Origin of the sequence: Pseudomonas sp. PS02290, from assembly GCF_029960075.1 — a bacterium.
Classification (GTDB): domain Bacteria; phylum Pseudomonadota; class Gammaproteobacteria; order Pseudomonadales; family Pseudomonadaceae; genus Aquipseudomonas.
Genome location: NZ_JASCOY010000092.1, coordinates 1 through 17,016, shown reverse-complemented (window position 1 = coordinate 17,016; position 17,016 = coordinate 1). Strand labels below are relative to the sequence as shown.

At 62.9% G+C, this 17,016-nt stretch carries 14 protein-coding genes; 4 read left to right on the top strand and 10 right to left on the bottom strand.

Features of this window, described 5'->3' with window-relative positions:
* Positions 1 to 129: 129 nt before the first annotated feature.
* The 10 genes from lysS to QMX88_RS24505 form a co-directional block, all read right to left on the bottom strand.
* Positions 130 to 1,632, bottom strand: a complete 1,503-nt coding sequence (lysS, locus tag QMX88_RS24550; protein ID WP_282372843.1) for a lysine--tRNA ligase — start codon at positions 1,630 to 1,632, stop codon at positions 130 to 132.
* 114 nt (positions 1,633 to 1,746) lie between these two features.
* A protein-coding gene (prfB, locus tag QMX88_RS24545; protein ID WP_108120905.1) for a peptide chain release factor 2 occupies positions 1,747 to 2,842 on the bottom strand; the annotation gives its coding sequence in 2 pieces (ribosomal slippage) (positions 1,747 to 2,769 and positions 2,771 to 2,842; 1,095 coding nt in all).
* A 159-nt stretch (positions 2,843 to 3,001) separates the two neighbouring features.
* Positions 3,002 to 4,006 carry a response regulator gene (locus tag QMX88_RS24540; protein WP_192170793.1) on the bottom strand — a complete coding sequence of 335 codons (1,005 nt, stop codon included), beginning with the start codon at positions 4,004 to 4,006 and terminating at the stop codon, positions 3,002 to 3,004.
* Between the two features lie 45 nt (positions 4,007 to 4,051).
* Positions 4,052 to 5,062, bottom strand: coding sequence for a chemotaxis response regulator protein-glutamate methylesterase (locus QMX88_RS24535; RefSeq protein WP_282372842.1), 1,011 nt, complete (start codon positions 5,060 to 5,062; stop codon positions 4,052 to 4,054).
* Complete coding sequence (locus QMX88_RS24530; protein WP_192170791.1) at positions 5,059 to 7,395, bottom strand: hybrid sensor histidine kinase/response regulator; 2,337 nt, start codon at positions 7,393 to 7,395, stop codon at positions 5,059 to 5,061. The genes QMX88_RS24535 and QMX88_RS24530 overlap by 4 nt, the downstream gene beginning before the upstream one ends.
* Positions 7,392 to 8,075, bottom strand: coding sequence for a chemotaxis protein CheW (locus tag QMX88_RS24525; RefSeq protein WP_282372841.1), 684 nt, complete (start codon positions 8,073 to 8,075; stop codon positions 7,392 to 7,394). The genes QMX88_RS24530 and QMX88_RS24525 overlap by 4 nt, the downstream gene beginning before the upstream one ends.
* Positions 8,072 to 9,427, bottom strand: coding sequence for a CheR family methyltransferase (locus tag QMX88_RS24520; RefSeq protein ID WP_282372840.1), 1,356 nt, complete (start codon positions 9,425 to 9,427; stop codon positions 8,072 to 8,074). The genes QMX88_RS24525 and QMX88_RS24520 overlap by 4 nt, the downstream gene beginning before the upstream one ends.
* Positions 9,424 to 9,960 (bottom strand): chemotaxis protein CheW, encoded by a 537-nt coding sequence (locus tag QMX88_RS24515; RefSeq protein ID WP_282372838.1) that lies wholly within the window; start codon positions 9,958 to 9,960, stop codon positions 9,424 to 9,426. Before QMX88_RS24515 ends, QMX88_RS24520 begins: the two co-directional genes overlap by 4 nt.
* A gap of 9 nt (positions 9,961 to 9,969) precedes the next feature.
* Positions 9,970 to 11,532, bottom strand: coding sequence for a methyl-accepting chemotaxis protein (locus QMX88_RS24510; protein ID WP_244655837.1), 1,563 nt, complete (start codon positions 11,530 to 11,532; stop codon positions 9,970 to 9,972).
* A 405-nt stretch (positions 11,533 to 11,937) separates the two neighbouring features.
* Positions 11,938 to 12,696, bottom strand: coding sequence for a tellurite resistance TerB family protein (locus QMX88_RS24505; protein ID WP_192170786.1), 759 nt, complete (start codon positions 12,694 to 12,696; stop codon positions 11,938 to 11,940).
* A gap of 255 nt (positions 12,697 to 12,951) precedes the next feature.
* On the opposite strand from QMX88_RS24505, the gene ydcS reads away from it, so the two are divergent.
* Genes ydcS through QMX88_RS24485 form a run of 4 tightly spaced genes read left to right on the top strand, consistent with a single transcriptional unit; the run spans position 12,952 to position 16,919 of the window.
* Complete coding sequence (gene ydcS / locus QMX88_RS24500) at positions 12,952 to 14,103, top strand: putative ABC transporter substrate-binding protein YdcS (protein WP_192170785.1); 1,152 nt, start codon at positions 12,952 to 12,954, stop codon at positions 14,101 to 14,103.
* A 3-nt stretch (positions 14,104 to 14,106) separates the two neighbouring features.
* Positions 14,107 to 15,168: an ABC transporter ATP-binding protein gene (locus QMX88_RS24495; RefSeq protein ID WP_282372836.1), complete on the top strand. Its 1,062-nt coding sequence runs from the start codon at positions 14,107 to 14,109 to the stop codon at positions 15,166 to 15,168.
* 31 nt (positions 15,169 to 15,199) lie between these two features.
* On the top strand, positions 15,200 to 16,120 hold the full coding sequence (locus QMX88_RS24490; protein ID WP_282372844.1) for an ABC transporter permease: 921 nt from the start codon (positions 15,200 to 15,202) through the stop codon (positions 16,118 to 16,120).
* Positions 16,110 to 16,919, top strand: a complete 810-nt coding sequence (locus QMX88_RS24485) for an ABC transporter permease (RefSeq protein ID WP_282372835.1) — start codon at positions 16,110 to 16,112, stop codon at positions 16,917 to 16,919. Before QMX88_RS24490 ends, QMX88_RS24485 begins: the two co-directional genes overlap by 11 nt.
* The last annotated feature ends 97 nt before the right edge of the window (positions 16,920 to 17,016 follow it).

Below are 17,016 nucleotides of genomic sequence, written 5' to 3'. Positions count from 1 at the left end.
AGCTCACTCCTGCAATCGGCGGAGTGCCCCTGCAGGAGTGAGCTTGCTCGCGATAGCCTTTCCAAATGCAGCCGCGCACTACGAACAGACAAAAAAAAGCCGCCCTGCGCAGGCGGCTTTTTTTGACGCTTAGGCTTGCGGCCGCATGTGCGGGAACAGGATGACGTCCCGAATGGACGGCGAGTTGGTCAGCAGCATGACCAGACGGTCGATGCCGATGCCCTCGCCCGCGGTCGGCGGCATACCGTATTCCAGCGCACGGACGAAGTCTGCGTCGTAGTGCATGGCCTCGTCGTCGCCCGCATCCTTGTCCGCCACCTGAGCCATGAAACGCTCGGCCTGGTCTTCCGCGTCGTTCAACTCGGAATAGGCGTTGGCGATTTCGCGGCCGCCGATGAACAGCTCGAAGCGGTCGGTGACGTTCGGGTTGTCATCGTTGCGACGGGCCAGCGGCGACACTTCGAACGGGTACTGGGTGATGAAGTGCGGCTGCTCCAGCTTGTGCTCGACCAGCTCTTCGAAAATCATCACCTGCAGCTTGCCCAGACCTTCGAAACCCAGCACCTTGGCGCCGGCTTTCTTGGCGATGGCGCGGGCCTTGTCGATGTCGTTCAGGTCATCGGCGGTCAGCTCGGGGTTGTACTTGAGGATCGAGTCGAACACCGACAGACGCGCAAACGGCTCGCCGAAGTGGAACACCTTGTCGCCATACGGCACGTCGGTGCTGCCGAGCACCAGCTGGGCCAGCTCACGGAACAGCTCCTCGGTCAGGTCCATGTTGTCTTCGTAATCAGCGTAGGCCTGGTAGAACTCGAGCATGGTGAACTCGGGGTTGTGCCGGGTCGAAACGCCTTCGTTACGGAAGTTGCGGTTGATCTCGAACACTTTCTCGAAGCCACCCACAACCAGACGCTTGAGGTACAGCTCCGGCGCGATGCGCAGGAACATTTCCAGGTCCAGCGCGTTGTGGTGCGTCTCGAACGGCTTGGCCGCAGCGCCGCCCGGGATGGTCTGCAGCATCGGCGTTTCGACTTCAAGGAAGTCGCGCTGCATCAGGAAGCTGCGGATGTGGGCGATGACTTTGGAGCGAACACGGAAGGTTTCGCGGACGTCTTCGTTGACGATCAGGTCGACGTAACGCTGGCGATAACGCTGCTCGGTATCGACCAGGCCATGGTGCTTGTCGGGCAGCGGACGCAGGGACTTGGTCAGCAGGCGGACATTGGTCATTTCGACGTACAGGTCGCCCTTCCCGGAACGGGCCAGGGTGCCTTCGGCTGCAATGATGTCGCCCATGTCCCAGGTTTTCACCGAGGCCAGGGTTTCTTCCGACAGCGTCTTGCGGTTGACATAGACCTGGATGCGACCGGTCATGTCCTGAATCACCATGAACGAGCCACGGTTGAGCATGATGCGCCCGGCAACCTTGACCGGAATCGCCGCTTCAGCCAGCTCTTCCTTGGTCTTGTCCGCGTACTGTTTCTGCAGGTCGTTGCAGTAGTTTTCGCGACGGAAGTCGTTCGGGAAGGCGTTGCCCTTGGCGCGCTCGGCCGCAAGTTTTTCCTTGCGCAGGGCGATCAGGCTGTTTTCTTCCTGTTGCTGGGCTTGCGGGTCGAGTTGTTGGTCGCTCATGTCTTGATTATCCATCACAGGTTCGTGGCCCTTCGTCTGGCCGGGAAGCGCGACGAAGGATCGCGGGCGGCGACGTCATGATGACGCGCCCGACCCGCAACAGTGGTGTGGCGATTACAGGCCCTGTTTGAGGCTCGCGATCAGGTATTCGTCGATGTCGCCATCGAGCACCTTGTCGCAATCGCTGCGTTCGACGCTGGTGCGCAGGTCCTTGATGCGCGAGGCATCGAGCACGTACGAACGGATCTGGTGACCCCAGCCGATGTCCGACTTGGTGTCTTCCAGCGCTTGGGAGGCCGCGTTGCGTTTCTGCACTTCCTGCTCGTACAAGCGCGCCCGCAGCATCTTCATCGCGGTGTCTTTGTTGGCGTGCTGGGAACGTTCGTTCTGGCAGCTGACCACGGTGTTGGTCGGAACGTGGGTGATCCGGACCGCCGAGTCGGTGGTGTTGACGTGCTGACCACCGGCGCCCGAGGAGCGGTAGGTGTCGATGCGCAGGTCCGACGGGTTGATGTCGATTTCGATGTTGTCATCGATTTCCGGCGACACGAACACGGCCGAGAACGAGGTGTGGCGGCGGTTGCCGGAGTCGAACGGGCTCTTGCGGACCAGACGGTGTACGCCGATTTCGGTGCGCAGCCAGCCGAATGCGTATTCGCCCTTGATGTGGACCGTGGCGCCTTTGATGCCGGCGACTTCACCGGCCGACAGCTCCATGATGGTCGCGTCGAAGCCGCGCTTGTCGGCCCAGCGCAGGTACATGCGCAACAGGATGTTCGCCCAGTCCTGGGCTTCGGTGCCGCCGGAACCGGCCTGGATGTCCAGGTAGGCGTTGTTCTGGTCCATCTCGCCGCTGAACATGCGACGGAATTCCAGTTTTTCCAGGGCCTCGCGAAGACGCTCGACTTCAGCGGCAACGTCGTCTACGGCGGCCTGGTCTTCTTCTTCGGCGGACATCAGCAACAGGTCCTTGGCATCCACCAGGCCGGTGCTCATTTCGTCGAGGGTGTCGACGATCTGCGCCAGCAGCGAACGCTCGCGGCCCAGTTCCTGGGCGTACGACGGGTTGTTCCAGACGTTTGGATCTTCGAGCTCGCGGTTAACTTCGGTCAGACGATCATGTTTGTGATCGTAGTCAAAGATACCCCCGAATGGTTTCGGAGCGCTCGGACAGGTCCTTGATGCTGTTTAGGATCGGGTTGATTTCCATGGTGGGCAGCACTCGCAGGCGATTTTCACAAAGCCGGCGAGTATAGCGCAGCGAACCCCCCGATGGCAGCCCGTTGGGCAGGGCTGGGTCGTGATCGTCGTTCTTTGCGGGGACATCACCTGGTTACGCCCGGAGCGCGCAGGTATGTGGATACTCGCCCTACCCCATCGCCACCTGATTGCGCCCGTTATGCTTCGCCGCGTACAGCCCCTGATCCGCAGTCTGAATCAGCTGGCGGCTGTGGCTGCCCACTTGCGGGACGACAGTGGCGAGACCGATGCTGACCGTCAGGCTGGAGCCTTGGCTGGGCGCGACGTGGGGGATGTTCATGCTGGCGATGGTCTGGCGCAGTTTTTCCGCCAGCAAACGTGCGCCACCCGGGGAGGTATTGGGCAGCACCAGCGCGAACTCTTCGCCGCCGTAACGTGCGGGCAGATCGGAGGGACGGCTGGAGTTGGCGCGGATGGCTTTGGCGACCTGACGCAGGGCTTCGTCACCTTCGAGATGCCCGAAGGCGTCGTTGTAGGCCTTGAAGTAATCCACGTCGATCATCAACAGCGAGATCTGCGTCTGCTCACGGGTAGAACGGCGCCATTCCAGCTCCAGGTACTCGTCGAAGTGACGGCGGTTGGACAGGCCGGTCAAGCCGTCGGAGTTCATCAGGCGTTGCAGCACCAGGTTGGTGTCGAGCAGCTGTTGCTGGCTGACGCGCAACGCACGATAGGCTTCATCGCGCTGCAGCAGCGTCATGTACGAACGCGAGTGGTAACGAATGCGCGCGACCAGTTCGATGTTGTCCGGCAGTTTGACCAGGTAATCGTTGGCCCCGGCGGCAAAGGCGGCGCTCTTGATCAGCGGATCTTCCTTGGTCGAAAGCACGATGATCGGGATGTCCCGGGTCTTCGGATTGCTGCGGTACTCACGCACCAGCGTCAGGCCGTCGAGGCCGGGCATGACCAGGTCCTGAAGAATGACCGTCGGCTTGATCAGGATCGCTTGGGCAATCGCCTGATGAGGGTCCGCGCAGAAGTGGAAGTCGATGTTTTCTTCCTGTGCCAGCCCACGTCGGACGGCCTCGCCGATCATGGCCTGATCGTCGACGAGCAACACCATGGCAGCGTTTTCATCCGTGGCGTGCAGATCGTCCAGTTGCAAATCATGCATTCGGGGTCTCCTGGTCACAGGTCGGCTGTGAAATCACCTGGAAATTCATTGGGTGAATACCTCCTTCAAGCGAGGTGCAATCGATTCCAGAGAGCGAATTTCCGTGGCGGCGTCGATGGCCGCGGCCGCTTTGGGCATGCCATACACCGCACAGCTTTCCTGATTCTGGGCGATGGTGAGAAAGCCCCGCTGACGCATCAGCTTGAGTCCCTGCGCACCATCACGGCCCATGCCGGTCAACAAAACACCCACTGCGTCACCATTCCAATAGCTGGCCACACTTTCGAAAAACACGTCGATGGAGGGCCTGTAAATTTCGTTAACCGGCTCTGCGGTGTACGCCAGCGTGCCGTTCCTGAGCAGACGAATATGGTGGTTGGTGCCTGCCAGCAGCACCGTGCCCACTTGCGGCGGCTCGCCATGGCGCGCCAGCCTGACCTCCAGCCCCGAAGAGCTGCTCAGCCATTGCGCCATCCCTTCGGCGAACACCTGATCCACATGCTGCACCAGTACGATGGCGGCCGGGAAATCCGTCGGCAGCGCCTTGAGCAGTATTTCCAGTGCAGCGGGGCCGCCGGCCGATGAGCCGATCGCGATCAACCGCTGACGCTGTGCCGACTCGCGCACCGGTGGCGGCACAGGGCGAATCCGCGTGTCCCGCTCGCCAATGAGCCAGCCTATATTAAGTATCTTGCGCAACAAAGGCGCGGCGGCATCCTTGGGGTTGCCGGCACCCAGCGCGGGCGTGTCGACCACGTCCAGCGCGCCATGGCCCATGGCTTCGAACACCCGATGCACATTCTGCTCGCGGTCCACGGTGACGATGACGATGGCGCACGGCGTCGCCGCCATAATACGTCGAGTGGCCTCCACGCCGTCCATCACCGGCATGATCAGGTCCATCAGGATCAGGTCGGGCGTCAGCTGCGCGCAACGCTCCACCGCCTCGGCGCCATTGCTGGCCACCCAGGCAATCTGGTGCGCCGGCTCAAAGGCCAGCGCGCGGCGCAACGCCTCCACTGCCATGGGCATGTCGTTGACGATGGCAATCTTCATCCCTGCGCATCTCCTATCAACTCAACGACCGCATCGAGCAGCGCGTCGTCATGGAAACTGGCCTTGGCCAGATAGTAATCGGCGCCAGCGTCCAGGCCGCGACGGCGATCTTCTTCACGGTCCTTGTACGACACCACCATCACTGGCAGCGATTGCAGGCGGCTGTCGCGGCGCACCAGCGTCACCAGTTCGATGCCGTCCATGCGGGGCATGTCGATGTCGGTGATGAGCAAGTCGAAATCCTCACCGCGCAAGGCGTTCCAGCCGTCCATGCCATCCACGGCCACGGCGACTTCGTAACCCCGGCTGGCCAGCAACTTGCGCTCCAGCTCGCGCACCGTCAGCGAATCATCGACCACCAGCACGCGCTTACGGGCTTGGGTGTCCGCCTGCTGGCTGCGCCGGTCAATGCGCGCCAGGCGTCCGGTATTGAGCAATTTCTCCACCGAACGCAGCATGTCTTCGACGTCGATGATCAGCACCGCCGAGCCATCGTCGAGCAAGGCGCCCGCGGAAATGTCCTGAACCTTGCCCAGGCGCGGATCCAGCGGCAGGACCACCAGCGTGCGTTCGCCGATGAAGCGTTCCACGGCGACGCCATACACGGCATCGCGCTCGCGAATGACCACCACTTTGAGCACGTCTTCACTGTGCTGGCTGGCCGGACGGTTGAGCAACTGCGTGGCGGCGACCAGCCCGACATGCCGCTCCTCGTGCCAGAAATGCTGACGCCCTTCCAGCTGAACGATCTCGTCGGCGCGCACGTCACGCATCCGCTCGATGTGCGCCAGCGGAAAGGCATACGCTTCGCCGCCAACGTCCACCACCAGACTGCGCACTACCGACAAGGTCAGCGGCACTTCCAGATGGAAACGGCTGCCCTGCCCGGCGCGCTGGTCCATTTCGACGCCGCCACGCAGTTGCCGAATCATGTGTTGGACCGCGTCCAGGCCGACGCCTCGGCCAGACACTTCGGTGACCGTGTCGCGCATGCTGAAACCGGGCAGGAACAGGAAGCTCAGCAGTTCTTCCTCGCTCAACTGCGCAGCGGTTTCGGCGGGCGAGAGCTTGCGCTCAATAATATTCAGGCGCAGGCGTTCGAGGTCGACGCCGGCGCCATCATCGATCAGCTCGACCACCAGCAGCCCGGCCTGGTGCGAGGCCTTCAATTGAATCAGCCCCTCGGCCGGCTTGCCGCAGGCGAGGCGCTGTGCGGGCAGTTCGATGCCGTGGTCGACCGCGTTGCGCAGCAAATGGGTCAGCGGTGCTTCGAGTTTTTCCAGCACATCGCGATCGACCTGAGTCTTTTCGCCGTCGATTTCCAGGCGCACCTGCTTGCCCAGCGAGCGCCCCAGATCCCGGACCATGCGCGCCTGACCCACCAGCACATCGGCAAACGGGCGCATGCGGCAGGCCAGCGCGGTGTCGTAGAGCAGTTGCGCGCGTTGCGACGCCTGCCAGCCGAACTCATCGAGATCGGCCGTCTGTTGAATCAGCAAATGCTGCGCTTCGCCGAGCAGACGCCGCGCTTCCTCCAGCGCCTTTTGCGCGTCGGGATCGGTGTTGGCGCCGAGCAAGGCTTCAAGACTGTCCAGTGCTCGGGTGGCGCCGGTCTGCGTGCGTTTGACCCGCTGCATCGCGGCCAGATAAGGCTTCAACCGTTGGGTCTCGACCAGCGACTTGCTCGACAGGTCCAGCAGGTTGTTCAAGCGTTCGGCGGTGACGCGCAGGACCCTTTCACCGGTCTCGGCCACACGTCGTTCACCGGGGCCATCTGCTTTAGGCGCCAGGTCGGCAACGGGCTCGACGACGGCGGCGGCCAGTTCTTCGGCGGCCGAATCCTGCGCAGACTGAAGCGAGGTGACCAGCGACTGCGCGTTGGCAAGCAGGATGTCTTCAAGGGAAGGCAACGCGGTGGGCACCAGCATGGCTTTCATGGCCGGATCGGCGCTGACCATGTTGTTCATCAGCGCCACATAGCCGTCCACATCCGCCTGAGGCACGCTGGCGCCGGGCGTGGCGATGCGCATCAGCAAATCGGTGCCCATCAGCAAGGCGTCGATGTGCTCGGGCAGCAGGTGCAATCGGCCTTCCTGGGCGCTGACCAGGCAGTCTTCCATGACGTGGGAAACGCTGACGCCCGCGTTGACCCCGACAATCCGCGCCGCGCCTTTCAGCGAATGGGCCGCGCGCATGCACGCTTCCAGTTGATCAGCCTGAGTCGGATTGCGCTCAAGGGCCAGCAGGCCCGCGCTCAACACCTGAGTCTGGGCTTCCGCCTCCAGGGTGAAGAGTTCGAACAGCGACGCGTCGCGCATTTGATCGGGCGTCATGTCAGGCTCCGGTTCACGGCCGACAAGAGCTGGTCTTCATCGAGCAGGCGCAGGCTGCGGTTCTTCCATTGCACGACGCCTCGGGTGAAGCGTGCGTTGTTGTTCTGTGCCGACGCCGAGGCGGTGTCCAGCAGGCGCGCTTCGATGGCATGAATGCCGTCAACCTCGTCCACCGGCATCACCACCGGACCGCCGTCTGCCGAAACAATCAGCATGCGCGGCATTGTGCGGGCATCTCCGACCGGCGCGACTGAAGGGTCCAGCCCGAGCAGTTCGACGAACGACAGGCAGGCCACCAGGGCGCCGCGCACATTGGCAACGCCCAGCAAGGCCCGGGAACGCTGATGTGGAAGCGAATGAATGGCTTGCACCGGCGACACTTCCACCAGACACCGGGTCGGCAGGCCGAGCCACTCTTCGCCGAGACGAAACACCACGGTCGAGCGGGTTTCGACGTCGACGGCCAGCGCATCGGTGTGCATCGACACGCGCTGCTCCTGGGCCAGCGAGTAACGGTCGAGCAAGCGTGTTGCCGCTGCCGAGTACACCGAGCAGTTGCGGCAATGAATATGATCGGCAAGTAGCGGGCAGGACCGGTCGCCATGGATGCCGATGCGGTTCCAGCAGTCGTCGATCGCCTCGGCGGTGTCGCTGACCAGCTCTGTGTGTACGCGACTCATCCGCTGCGTCCTTCTTTAGTGACACCCCGTGCCGCGCGCTCCTGCAGCCGCCGGGCCCCTGCGCTATCGCCCTGGGCGGCGAGCAGCGCGGCCAGTTGCGCCAGGGTTTCCGGATGCTGCGGTTGCAGATACAACGCCTTGCGATAAAACCCTTGTGCCGCGCTCGCCTCCCCTGCCACTTCGCTGAGCAGGCCCAGCCAGTAGAACACCGGCGCCACGGGTTCGAAGCGCTTGAGGTACTGCTCGCAGGCCACCTTCGCCTCGGCACTGCGGCCTTCGTTGGCAAGGGCCGCGATGCTGCGCAATAACTCGGTAGCGTCGCCGTTGCCCGCGCCCGGCGCCGCCACCGCTTTGATGTCGGGTCTGAGCGCAGCCCTGCGTTCTTCGCTCAGCGCAGGATCATTCAACAACCTCGGCGCAAAGGGCTGCGGTTTACGAGCGCCGCGCGACAGGGCCGATGTTGGGTAAGCAGACGTTGGCTGAGCAGGCGATGAATCGCTTCGCGACGGCGCCATGGCTGGGGCAGTCCAGATGCTGTGGGGTTCGGAGGTGGCCTCGTCACGCCGACGAAAGGCGAACGATTGGGGAATGCCAATCGACACCATGCCCATGCGCCCGAGCAGGCTGCCCTCGGCGGGACCGATGAACAGCACGCCGTCGTCGCGGGTCATGCGTTTCAGCGCATCAAAACCCTGACGCTGGGTGTCGACGTCGAAGTAGATCAGCAGGTTGCGGCAGAACACGAAATCGTAGGCCGACTGCGCCACCGGCATGGAGGGATCGAGCAGGTTGCCGGACTGAAAGCGGACCTGATCACGCACCCGCTCCTCCAGTCGATAGCCCTCCTCGACCGCGCTGAAAAAACGCTCACGGAAACCCAGCTGGTCGCCGCGAAAGGAGTTCTTGCCATACACGCCCTGGCGCGCGCGCTGGATTGAAAGCGGGCTGATGTCTACCGCCTCAACGCTGAACTGCGGCCCGCGCAGACCGGCGTCAAACAGCGCCATGGCGATGGAATAAGGCTCTTCGCCGGTGGAGCACGGCAGGCTGAGAATCCGAAGCGGACGCACGCCATTGAGCTGCGCCAACCGGGCGTTGGCCAGCTTGCCGAGGGTGGCGAAGGATTCCGGGTAACGGAAAAACCAGGTTTCGGGGACGATCACCGCTTCGATCAGCGCCTGTTGCTCGTCCGCCGAAACCAGCAGCGTCTGCCAGTAGTCGTCGTGGTCCCGAGCCATGGACAGCGTGCAGCGCTGACGCACGGCGCGCTCAATGATCGCCTCGCCCACCGACGCGACGTCCAGCCCGATGCGGTCCTTGAGAAAGGCGAAGAAACGCGCGTCGCTGCTCATGGCGCCGCCTCGAAGGCATCCAGGCTCATGGGCTCCTCGGGAAACAACAGTTCGCGCACGGCGTCACTGAGCAAGTCATCCACACGTATCCATTGCAGCAGGCCGTGTTCGTCCTCGCGCACCGGGCCCAGGTACGGCGCCTGCGAGTTGTCCAGGCCGTAGGCTTTGAATTCATGGGGCGAGCAGCGCAACGTGTCGGTTGCCTGTTCGAGGATCAGGCCCAACTCACGCGGCGGGCGATCGCCGCCGAGGCGGTAGTGCACCAACACCAGCCGTGTGCTGGTACGCAACGGGGCGGGATGGCCGAAGGTCAGCGCGCTGAGATCGATGACCGGGACAATCGCACCTCGGTGGGCAAACACACCCGCGACCCAGTGCGGCGCTTGGGCGATGGGCTTGAGCATCAGCCGTGGCAGCACTTCGGCGACTTCTGTCGCTTGCAGCGCGTAGCGTTCCGCACCGATGCGGAACAGCAGAAACAGCTTGTTCTTCGGCGACACCGCAATGCTGCGCTTGGCTGAATGCTCGATCATGGGCCTGACTCAGACCTTGAAACGCGAAACGCCGCTACGCAGCCCCACCGCCACCTGGCTGAGCTCGTCGATGGCGAAGCTGGCCTGACGCAGGGATTCGACGGTCTGGCTGCTGGCATCACCCAACTGCACCAGCGCCTGGTTGATCTGTTCGGCGCCAGTGGCCTGAGCCTGCATGCCTTCGTTGACCATCAACACACGCGGCGCCAGGGCCTGCACTTGATGGATGATCTGCGAAAGCTGCTCGCCGACCTGGGTCACTTCGTACATGCCGCGACGCACTTCTTCGGAGAACTTGTCCATGCCCATGACGCCCGCCGACACCGCCGACTGGATCTCGCGAACCATCTGCTCGATGTCGTAGGTGGCCACGGCGGTCTGGTCGGCCAGACGCCGGACTTCGGTGGCGACCACAGCGAAACCACGGCCGTATTCGCCGGCTTTTTCCGCTTCGATGGCGGCATTGAGCGACAGCAGGTTGGTCTGGTCGGCGACCTTGACGATGGTCACCACGACCTGATTGATGTTGCCGGCCTTCTCATTGAGGATCGCCAGCTTGGAGTTGACCAGATCGGCCGCGCCCATGACCGAGTGCATGGTTTCTTCCATGCGCGCCAGGCCTTGCTGACCAGAGCCCGCCAGGACCGAAGCCTGATCCGCCGCTGAGGTTACTTCGGTCATGGTGCGCACCAGATCCCGGGACGTTGCGGCAATTTCCCGCGACGTGGCGCCGATTTCCGTGGTGGTCGCAGCAGTCTCCGTGGCCGTCGCCTGTTGCTGCTTGGAGGTGGCAGCAATCTCGGTCACCGACGTGGTCACCTGAATCGACGAGCGCTGGGCCTGGGACACCAATGCCGCAAGTTCGGCGACCATGTCGTTGAAGCCAGTCTGCACTGATCCGAATTCATCGTTGCGATCCAGCGCCAGCCGCGTGCTCAGGTCGCCGGTGCGCATGGTCTCGAGAATCTGCACGATGCGATTCATCGGCGCCAGAATCGCGCGCATCAGCAATAGGCCGCACGCCGCGGCCGCCAGCAAGGCAATGATCAACGAAATGCCGAGAGTGATTTTGGCGCTGGAGACGGCGGCTTGAATGGCGTCGGACGCCTTGTCGGCGACCACCTTGTTCTTGGCGCCGAGTGCGTTGAGCTGTTTACGACCCTCAAACCACGTGGGGGTGAGTTGCTCGGCGAAAATCCGTTGGGCCAGCGCGTAGTTGTCGCCCTGATAAGCCGCGAGCACACCGTTCAGCACCAACTGGTAGCGTTCGCGCAATTGCAGAAACTGGGCGAAGTCGTTGCGATCCGATTCGTCGAAGATGCTTTTCTGGTAATTGACGATCTGCGCCTGCAGGCGGTCTTCGAATTCTTTGTACTGGTCTTCTTCAGCGCTGGTGAGGTCGCGACCGGCGCCTTCACTGAGCAAATGCTGGGTGGCTACGTAGCTTTCGACCCATGCGCCGCGCACGGTGCTGCTGTAGAAAACGCCGGGCAGCGCGTCCAGTCGTACGGCATCGCCGCTGCTCTCGATCACCAGCAGGCGATTGAACGACACGATCACCATCAACAGCATGATGGCGATGATGACAGCGAAGCTCGCCAAAATCCGTTGACGCAACGTCCAGTTCTTCACAGTCAGCCCTCAAGGGTTCAACGCCGGCATGACCGGGTTCAAGAAGCGGACCGACGGACGGTCCAAAGCGAGCGGGAGTATAGCCTAGTGACTTCCCAATAAACGGGCTGTTTCCGACAAGGAAAACGCCATATCACACAGCCAGATCGGAAGTGTCTTACACGCTATCGGCTTGATGTGACGTTGCTTGATGGTACGAGTGCGTTGTTGGCGGATGTCTGCAGCGGACGTTCAGCGCACGGGGGAGAAATGCGGGTCAGACCCCAACGGTTGTTGGGCCTGACCCGGCAGGTTTGCGGGTGTCGGATGGTGTATCCGGGGCGGGTCGCTGGACAGGCTGACGGTTTAAGGCTGCGCCTGACGCACCTGGTGCTCAAGCTCAGTCTTGAGGGCGGGATCGAGCTTCAGCTGCCTGGCGAGTTCGTCCAGGTAAGCGCGCTCCATGAAGTGTTCTTCGTCGACCATCATCACGCTGGCCAGGTACATCTCGGCGGCGATTTCCGGGGTCTGCGCCGCGCGGGCGACATCGGCCGGGTCCAGCGGCTTGTTCAGTTCAGCGTGCAGCCATTGCTGCAGTTCGTTGTCGCCGGTGATGCGGGTGAACTCGCCTTCGATGAGTTCGCGTTCACGGTCGTCAACGTGGCCGTCGGCCTTGGCCGCTGCCACCAGCGCCCGCAGGATGGCCTCGCTGTGCTGCTCGACCTGGGCCGGCGGCACGCGGTCCACGGTTTGCGGCTCAACCGGTTGCGCCACACCCTGACTCGCCTGCCAGTTTCCGTAGGCCTTGTACGCCAGCACGCCCAACGCTGCGAGCCCGCCATAGGTCAGCGCTTTGCCGCCCATTTTGCGTGCGCCTTTGTTGCCCATCAGCAAGCCCATCGCGCCCGCTGCCAACGCGCCGCCACCGGCCCCGGAGAGCAGCCCGCCAAGGCTGCCGCCCAGCTTGCCGCCCAGGCCGCTGCCACCGACTTTGCCGAGCAGATCGCCGAGACCGCCCTGCCCGTTTTGCCCGCTTTTGCCGCTCTTGTCGTGAGCGCCGGCCTTGTTTTGCAGCAGGTCCTGGCCGGATTTCAACAGTTGATCGAGTAAACCGCGCGTGTTCATGACTTCACCTTCAGAAGGGGGACAGACGATTCGACCCGCAGGTTAAGGCGAAGGCACCGACGCGCGCCGGGCGGGTTTGCTTCTGAATGTTGCGGCGACTGAGCGTCCAGAGGCCGGATGGTTTTCGCTCAACCGCATCCGCCCTGCACGAATGGGCTCGGTATTTGCTGCGCCAAGTTTGTCGAGGCTCGAACGGGGCACTACGCTCTGCACCACCGATCTCTGCCCAAACAACCACCATGAGGCAAACCCACCATGTCCGTGCACAAGACTGCGATTCTGAGCGCCGTGATCACCGCCCTATTCACCAGCGGCGCGGTGCAGGCCGCCGAAGCACTCACGGCGGTGGGCGATGGCGAGGGGCAACTGGATATCGTGGCGTGGCCGGGCTACATCGAACGCGGCGAAAGCGACAAGGCCTACGACTGGGTGACCGGCTTCGAGCAGGAAACCGGCTGCAAGGTCAACGTCAAGACCGCCGCAACCTCCGACGAGATGGTCAGCCTGATGACCAAGGGCGGGTACGACCTGGTCACCGCGTCGGGCGATGCGTCGTTGCGCCTGATCGCCGGCAAGCGTGTGCAGCCCATCGACCCCACATTGATCCCGAACTGGAAGACCCTCGACCCGCGCCTGAAAGACGGCCCCTGGTACACGGTCGAGAACAAAACCTATGGAACGCCGTACCAATGGGGCCCGAACGTGCTGATGTACAACACCAACGTGTTCAAGACGCCGCCGGTCAGCTGGAGCGTGGTGTTCGAGCCGCAGGATTTGCCCGACGGCAAACCGAACAAGGGCCGGGTCCAGGCCTACGACGGGCCGATCTACATCGCCGACGCCGCGCTGTATTTGAAGACCGCCAAACCGGAACTGAACATCGTCGACCCTTACCAGCTCACCGAGACCCAGTACAAGGCGGTACTCGACCTGCTTCGCGCTCAGCAGCCGCTGATTCACCGCTACTGGCATGACGCGACGGTGCAGATGAGCGACGTGAAAAACGAAGGTGTGGCAGCGTCGAGTTCGTGGGGTTACATGGTCAACGGGCTGGTCGCCGACAAGCAGCCCGTCGCCTCGACCATCCCCCAGGAAGGCGCCACCGGCTGGGCCGACACGACGATGTTGCACGCCGAGGCCAAACACCCCAACTGCGCCTACAAATGGATGAACTGGTCGCTGCAACCGAAAGTTCAGGGCGACGTTGCGGCCTGGTTCGGCTCCCTGCCGGTGGTGCCTGACGCGTGCAAGGGCAACGAGCTGCTCGGCGCCGAGGGTTGCGAGACCAACGGGTTTGACCTGTTCGACAAGATCGCCTTCTGGAAAACCCCACAGGCCGAGGGCGGCAAATACGTGCCCTACAGCCGCTGGACGCAGGATTACATTGCGATCATGGGCGGGCGTTAAGCCATGACCCACGCTGTCCAGTTCACCCAGGTCTCGCGGCTGTTCGGCGAGGTGAAAGCCGTGGACCGGGTGTCCATCGACATTGAGGACGGCGAGTTCTTTTCCATGCTTGGCCCTTCAGGCTCCGGCAAGACCACCTGCCTGCGCCTGATCGCAGGCTTCGAGCAACCCAGCGCCGGCTCGATTCGCATTCATGGCCAGGAAGCCGCCGGCCTGCCGCCGTACCAGCGTGACGTCAACACGGTGTTTCAGGACTACGCGCTGTTTCCGCACATGAACGTGCGGGACAACGTTGCCTATGGCCTGAAAGTCAAAGGCGTCGGCAAGGCCGAGCGGATCAAGCGAGCCGACGAGGCCCTGAACATGGTGGCGCTCGACGGCTATGGCGCGCGCAAACCCGTGCAACTGTCCGGCGGACAGCGCCAGCGTGTGGCCCTGGCGCGTGCACTGGTCAATCGGCCGCGGGTGCTGCTGCTCGACGAGCCCCTCGGCGCCCTCGACCTGAAGCTGCGCGAACAGATGCAGAGCGAGCTGAAGAAACTGCAGCGCCAGCTGGGCATCACCTTCATCTTCGTCACCCACGACCAGACCGAAGCGCTGTCGATGTCGGACCGGGTAGCGGTGTTCAACAAAGGCCGCATCGAGCAGGTCGATACGCCGCGCAATCTGTACATGAAACCGGCGACGACCTTCGTGGCGGAATTCGTGGGCACCTCCAACGTTGTGCACGGCGAACTGGCGCAGGCATTGACCGGCAGCCCGGGCGCTTTTTCGATTCGGCCCGAGCACATCCGTTTTGCCGAGAGCGGCACTGCGACGCACGACATTCAGCTCAGCGGCGTGCTGCACGACATTCAATATCAGGGCAGTGCCACCCGCTACGAGGTCAAACTGGACAACGGCCAGACGCTCACTGTCAGTCAGGCCAACAGCCAATGGCTGGACACCGGCGCGCGCTATCAACCGGGGCAACGCCTGACGGCATGCTGGGCGCGGGAAGCGATGATTGCGCTACATGACGCGCCACGTGAGTCGCCAGAAATCGCGACGGGCGAGGCGCATTGAGATGGGTCAAACGTTCACTGGCTCGGCGCCAATGCAACGGCAATCGCCACTCCGGCGCTTTTCCAGCCTGCTGTATCGACGCCCGAATCTTTACCTGTCACTGCTGCTGATCCCGCCGCTGCTGTGGTTCGGCGCGGTTTACCTCGGCTCGCTGCTGGGCCTGTTGTGGCAGGGCTTCTATACCTTCGACGACTTTAGCATGACCGTGACGCCGGACCTGACCCTGGCGAACTTCGGCGCGCTGTTCAACCCGGCCAACTTCGACGTCATCCGCCGCACCCTGAGCATGGCGGTCGCAGTGTCCATCGCCAGCGCCATCATCGCCTTCCCCATCGCGTATTACATGGCGCGCTACACCACCGGCAAAACCAAGGCGTTCTTTTACATCGCGGTGATGATGCCGATGTGGGCCAGTTACATCGTCAAGGCCTACGCGTGGTCGCTGCTGCTGGCCAAAGGCGGCGTCGCGCAATGGTTCGTTCAGCATCTGGGATTGGCGCCGGTGTTGCAGGGGCTGTTGAGCGTGCCCGGCATTGGCGGCAGCACCTTGTCGACCTCCCACCTGGGACGATTCATGGTGTTCGTCTACATCTGGCTGCCGTTCATGATCCGGCCGATTCAGGCCTCCCTCGAGCGCTTGCCGCCCTCCTTGCTGCACGCTTCCGCCGACCTTGGCGCCACGCCCCGGCAGACGTTCATGCAGGTGATTCTGCCGCTGTCGGTGCCGGGCATTGCAGCGGGCTCGATCTTCACGTTTTCGCTGACCCTGGGGGATTTCATCGTGCCGCAACTGATCGGCCCGCCGGGCTATTTCATCGGCAGCATGGTCTACGCCCAGCAAGGCGCCATCGGCAATATGCCCATGGCGGCGGCATTCACGCTGGTGCCGATCGTGCTGATCGCGGTTTATCTGGCCATCGTGAAACGACTGGGGGCTTTCGATGCACTCTGAAAAAGCGTCGTGGGCCCTGAAGATCGCAGCCTGGGGCGGTCTGATGTTTCTGCACTTTCCGATCCTGATCATCTTCGTCTACGCCTTCAACACCGAAGACGCCGCCTTCAGCTTCCCGCCGAAAGGCTTCACCCTGAAGTGGATCGGCGTGGCATTCGCGCGGCCTGACGTGCTGGAGTCGATCAAGCTTTCGCTGCAAATCGCCTGCGTCGCCACGCTGATCGCATTGATGCTCGGGACGCTGGCCTCGGCAGCGTTGTACAGGCGGGACTTCTTCGGCAAGGACGGCATCTCGCTGATGCTGATTCTGCCCATCGCCCTGCCCGGCATCATCACCGGGCTGGCCTTGTTGTCGGCGTTCAAGACCCTTGGGATCGAGCCGGGCATGTTCACCATCATCGTCGGCCATGCGACCTTCTGCGTGGTGATCGTCTACAACAACGTTATCGCCCGCCTGCGCCGCACGTCCCACAGCCTGATCGAAGCCTCGATGGACCTCGGCGCCGATGGCTGGCAGACCTTCCGCTACATCATCATGCCCAACCTGGGCTCGGCGCTGCTGGCCGGCGGCATGCTGGCGTTTGCCCTGTCGTTCGACGAAATCATCGTCACCACCTTCACCGCCGGGCATGAGCGCACATTGCCCATCTGGCTGCTCAACCAACTCAGCCGCCCACGGGACGTGCCAGTAACCAATGTCGTAGCGATGCTCGTGATGATAGTGACCATGCTGCCGATCCTCGGCGCGTACTACCTGACCCGGGGCGGGGAAAGCGTGGCGGGGAGTGGGGGGAAGTGAGCGGCTATCTTCACTCCGCAGGCCGACGCAGGACAAGTGTGGGGGTTGGGGCGGGGGGGGGCCGCCCCCCGGCCCGCCCCCCACCGGATTAGGGCAG

Bases quoted from the DNA above. Each gene is read 5' to 3' on its own strand.
- lysS (WP_282372843.1), bottom strand. From the start codon at position 1,632: ATGAGCGACCAACAACTCGACCCGCAAGCCCAGCAACAGGAAGAAAAC.
- QMX88_RS24540 (WP_192170793.1), bottom strand. From the start codon at position 4,006: ATGCATGATTTGCAACTGGACGATCTGCACGCCACGGATGAAAACGCT.
- QMX88_RS24535 (WP_282372842.1), bottom strand. From the start codon at position 5,062: ATGAAGATTGCCATCGTCAACGACATGCCCATGGCAGTGGAGGCGTTG.
- QMX88_RS24530 (WP_192170791.1), bottom strand. From the start codon at position 7,395: ATGACGCCCGATCAAATGCGCGACGCGTCGCTGTTCGAACTCTTCACC.
- QMX88_RS24525 (WP_282372841.1), bottom strand. From the start codon at position 8,075: ATGAGTCGCGTACACACAGAGCTGGTCAGCGACACCGCCGAGGCGATC.
- QMX88_RS24520 (WP_282372840.1), bottom strand. From the start codon at position 9,427: ATGAGCAGCGACGCGCGTTTCTTCGCCTTTCTCAAGGACCGCATCGGG.
- QMX88_RS24515 (WP_282372838.1), bottom strand. From the start codon at position 9,960: ATGATCGAGCATTCAGCCAAGCGCAGCATTGCGGTGTCGCCGAAGAAC.
- QMX88_RS24510 (WP_244655837.1), bottom strand. From the start codon at position 11,532: ATGCTGTTGATGGTGATCGTGTCGTTCAATCGCCTGCTGGTGATCGAG.
- QMX88_RS24505 (WP_192170786.1), bottom strand. From the start codon at position 12,696: ATGAACACGCGCGGTTTACTCGATCAACTGTTGAAATCCGGCCAGGAC.
- ydcS (WP_192170785.1), top strand. From the start codon at position 12,952: ATGTCCGTGCACAAGACTGCGATTCTGAGCGCCGTGATCACCGCCCTA.
- QMX88_RS24495 (WP_282372836.1), top strand. From the start codon at position 14,107: ATGACCCACGCTGTCCAGTTCACCCAGGTCTCGCGGCTGTTCGGCGAG.
- QMX88_RS24490 (WP_282372844.1), top strand. From the start codon at position 15,200: ATGCAACGGCAATCGCCACTCCGGCGCTTTTCCAGCCTGCTGTATCGA.
- QMX88_RS24485 (WP_282372835.1), top strand. From the start codon at position 16,110: ATGCACTCTGAAAAAGCGTCGTGGGCCCTGAAGATCGCAGCCTGGGGC.